Source organism: uncultured Aurantimicrobium sp. (assembly GCF_936931525.1).
In the GTDB taxonomy this organism is placed as follows: Bacteria; Actinomycetota; Actinomycetes; order Actinomycetales; family Microbacteriaceae; genus Aurantimicrobium.
In genome coordinates this window covers 1-2,984 of sequence record NZ_CAKZII010000170.1, presented here as the reverse complement: position 1 = coordinate 2,984, position 2,984 = coordinate 1, and the positions used below count along the sequence as shown (strand labels likewise).

Sequence of the window (2,984 nt, the reverse complement as noted above, 5' to 3'; positions counted from 1 at the left end):
CGGCAAGAACACTGGCTGCCGCAATGAGTTCACCTGGTGCTCCGCCAAACTGGCCGTAGTTCACCATTGAGATAGCCAACGGAACGGTCTGACTTTCGGTATCAGGCAACAGCAGGAGCGTGAGCAAGTACTCATTCCAGTTGTTCACGAACAGAAGCAGAGCAACGGTCAACACCGTGGGCGTCATGAGCGGAAGCACTACCTTCCACATCACTTGCCACTTGTTTGCCCCGTCAATTTCAGCTGCTTCAGCTAAGGAACTGGGAATGTGATTCATCACGTTCGCCAGTAGGAAAACAGCGAAGGCACTACCAATAATGCCCAGCGGCATAATCAAGAACCCGATGCTGCCGTATTGGCCAGTGATCTTGGACAACAAGTAAATGGGGAATGCGACTGACTCAACAGGAAGAAGGAAAATCAGCACGCTCAACGTGATCACCACGGGGCGAAGACGGTGCTTTCCCACACTCACCGCATAGGCCACAGGGAACGCCACAACCAGGCTGATGAACACAGCTCCCAGACTGATGGTGAAGGAGTTGAGAATCTTCTGGCCGATGTTGATCCCGCCAAAGAACATTTCAAAGTTCTTCCACGCAATCTCGGTTGGCAAGTCAAGGAATCCACTGGTGGAGAAGTCTTGACTGCTCTTGAGCGATGCCAGAACGACCATGATGACCGGGAGTAACCAGATAGCGGCAATTGCAATCACAAGCAACACAACGAGGCTGCGAGGGAGGCGAGAAAGTGCTTTACGCATCACGCTTCACCACCCGAGCTCGAATTCGAACAATCAGGAATGTGATTGCCAACAAGCCACCAATGATTAGCGCCAACGTTGTCACAAGCGCGGAACCAATCCCCACAGATGCTCCACCAAAGAAACTATCGATGGCGAAGGTGGCAGGAGAGGTGGTGCTGGAATAGGGGCCACCACCGGTGAGATAGAACACGGGGGCAAAGACTTTGAGCGCACCGATTGTCAAGAACAACAACACAACAAAGGTTTCAGGACGGAGTGAAGGACCTGTAATCCACCTCAGACGTTGAGCCCAATTCGCCCCATCAAGTTGTGACGCTTCCAAGATGGAAGGATCAAGCCGGGAAAGCCCCGAAAGGAAGACAACATAGGCGAAACCTGTTTGCAGCCACAGCATAAAGACAGAGACAGCAATCAATGCTGTGTCGGGTTCTCGCAACCATTCTTGTTGGAGAGAACCAAGTCCCACGGTTTCCAACAGGGAATTGAGTGCTCCCCCGGAACCATTGAGCATCCACATCCAGATCATTCCTGAAACAGCTATGGGAACAATCTGAGGCAGGAAGAAGCCCGTGCGCGCCACAGAAACGAGTGCGGGTCCGAATCTGCCGATAAATGCGTCATAGCTGGCAACGGCGAGAACTAATCCGATGATTGTGGGCAGCAAGGAAAAGGGCACCACATACCAAGCTGCATGAGACCACGATTCCCAGAAATCCTTGTTCTCAAAGATGATGCGGAAGTTATCAAACCCAACCCATTTTGCTGGCCCATAACCTGGCCACTTGAGCAAGCTAATGCCCACGTTCCAGGAAAACATTCCGAAAAAGAACACCACAAGCACTGACAAACCTGGATACAGGAACCAGCCGTATCCTCGAGTGCGCTGTGAAGTGGACATTGAGATCAGAAAAAACTACAGCGCGTTGTGCGTAAAGCGACCACCGAGCAAGGTGGCAGAAACCGGCATGGTGCGCAGTTCCTCAACGGAGGCATAGAGCGGATCAATATCGACAACGCACAGGTCTGCGCGCTGCCCCACAGCAATGCGAGTGCGGACAGAGGCATCAATTGCGGCTTGGGGCTCGATGCGCTGCTCTGGATGCCAAGGCTCACGAGTGTCTCTGGTGCGCTCCACTGCAGATGCGATTGCGAACCACGGATCAAGCGGAGCAACAGGAGCATCAGATCCCATGGACAGTTTCACACCAGCCTTGAGCATGGATGCGAAAGGGAAACAGCGATCGGTGCGGCCAGCCCAGAGCACATCTGCCACGTCCCGGTCATCCATGGCGTGCTCGGGTTGCACAGAGGCGGTCACGCCCAACTCAGCGAAGCGCTGAATGTCTTCCCATGCCAGAAGTTGGGCATGTTCAATTGTTCCTTCACAACCCACTTCTTCGAAAGCGTTGAGGGCGAAGGTGTTCGCGTCATCGCCGATGGCGTGAATTGAGCAGTTGATGCCAGCAGAGCTGGCCTTGGTCATGAGGGTGACAAGGTCGTCATAGGACGTGTTGAGCATGCCTCGTGCATGCTTTCCGGTGAGCCCCGGATAGGGATCGTGACAGAACGCAGTACGAGTGTTGAGTGAGCCATCGGAGATGAGCTTGTAATTGCCCATCCGCAGCAATCCTTCGGTGGAGGCAATAGTGTCCCCGGTGCGCAGGCCCGTCTCTATCGCACGATCGAGGTTCTCGGTGTAGACACTGAACTCAACCTGGAGGTAGTCATTGCCGTTTCCGATACGTCGACGCCAGTCGGGCAGAATCCACCCCATCTCGAAGTCAACAATGCCCACAACTCCTCGTGCAGCAGCAACTTTGGATGCTTCAAGTACTGCTTGATCGAGTTCTTCAGGACTGAGGTCTCCAAGAGATCCCCAGATGGCAAAGCAGTCGTCTTCCACGAGCAAACCCGTTGGGTGGCCTGCGTGACCACGAACCTCTAAAGCCTTCGAGTTCAGCCACACGCTGTGACCATCGCCGCTGAAGAGATACACCTCTTCGTCAGGGCAGGCTGCATCCAGAATGCTGAAGTGAGGGTCTTCTTCCCATAGGCTTCCGCGCCAACCGAAACCAACCATGGTTCCGGGGTGGGTTTCATGGCGAGCTTTGACTCGCTCGCCAACCTCGCGAGCCGATGCAACGCCTTCAAGGTTCAAACGCTGCAACAGCATGGACCACGAAGTGAAGTGCGTGTGGGTATCCCACATTCCTGGAAT

The 2,984-nt window shown here is 54.1% G+C and carries 3 protein-coding genes; all 3 read right to left on the bottom strand.

Going from position 1 to position 2,984, the window contains the following annotated elements:
- The coding region (locus tag Q0362_RS08485; RefSeq protein ID WP_298122530.1) for a carbohydrate ABC transporter permease at window positions 1-763 on the bottom strand (763 nt) is incomplete at its 3' end.
- A complete protein-coding gene (locus tag Q0362_RS08480) occupies window positions 756-1,664 on the bottom strand; it encodes a carbohydrate ABC transporter permease (RefSeq protein WP_298122528.1) in 909 nt (302 codons plus the stop codon). The genes Q0362_RS08485 and Q0362_RS08480, both read right to left, overlap by 8 nt.
- A 15-nt stretch (window positions 1,665-1,679) precedes the next feature.
- On the bottom strand, window positions 1,680-2,984 hold a 1,305-nt coding region (locus Q0362_RS08475; protein ID WP_298122526.1), incomplete at its 5' end, for an amidohydrolase.